The organism is Enterovibrio coralii (genome assembly GCF_001559595.1).
Taxonomy (GTDB): domain Bacteria; phylum Pseudomonadota; class Gammaproteobacteria; order Enterobacterales; family Vibrionaceae; genus Enterovibrio; species Enterovibrio coralii.
Genome location: NZ_LNTY01000065.1, coordinates 1 through 923 on the forward strand (window position 1 = coordinate 1; position 923 = coordinate 923).

Annotated in this window: 1 protein-coding gene; it reads left to right on the forward strand. The window is 50.4% G+C overall.

Translation table 11 applies throughout. The features are described 5' to 3' along the window. A partial coding sequence (gene tuf / locus ATN88_RS25270; protein ID WP_067420191.1) for an elongation factor Tu occupies nt 1-923 on the forward strand: 923 nt, incomplete at both ends.

A 923-nucleotide genomic window follows, 5' to 3' on the forward strand; every position in this document is an offset into this window, starting at 1 on the left:
CACGTAGAGTACGATACTCCAACTCGTCACTACGCACACGTAGACTGCCCAGGACACGCTGACTATGTTAAAAACATGATCACCGGTGCTGCGCAAATGGACGGCGGTATCCTGGTTGTTGCGGCAACTGATGGTCCAATGCCACAAACTCGTGAGCACATCCTGCTGGGTCGCCAGGTTGGTATCCCTTACATCATCGTGTTCATGAACAAGTGTGACATGGTTGATGACGAAGAGCTGCTGGAACTGGTTGAGATGGAAGTTCGTGAACTTCTTTCTGAGTATGATTTCCCAGGTGACGATTGCCCAGTAATTCAAGGTTCTGCACTGGGTGCACTGAACGGCGAAGAGCAGTGGGAAGCGAAAGTAATCGAGCTGGCTGAAGCACTGGATTCTTACATCCCAGAGCCAGAGCGTGCGATCGACAAGCCATTCATCCTGCCAATCGAAGACGTATTCTCAATCCAAGGCCGTGGTACTGTTGTAACTGGTCGTGTTGAGCAAGGTATCGTTCGCGTAGGTGACGAAGTTGCTATCGTTGGTATCAAAGACACCATCACTACTACTTGTACTGGTGTTGAGATGTTCCGTAAGCTTCTTGACGAAGGCCGTGCAGGTGAGAACGTTGGTGTTCTTCTGCGTGGTACTAAGCGTGACGAAGTTGAGCGTGGTCAAGTACTGGCTAAGCCTGGTTCAATCACTCCACACACTACTTTCACTTCAGAAATCTACGTTCTGTCGAAAGACGAAGGCGGCCGTCATACTCCGTTCTTCAAAGGCTACCGTCCACAGTTCTACTTCCGTACTACTGACGTGACCGGTACTATCGAACTGCCAGAAGGCGTTGAGATGGTAATGCCAGGCGACAACGTTTCTATGACTGTTACTCTGATCGCTCCTATCGCGATGGACGAAGGTCTGCG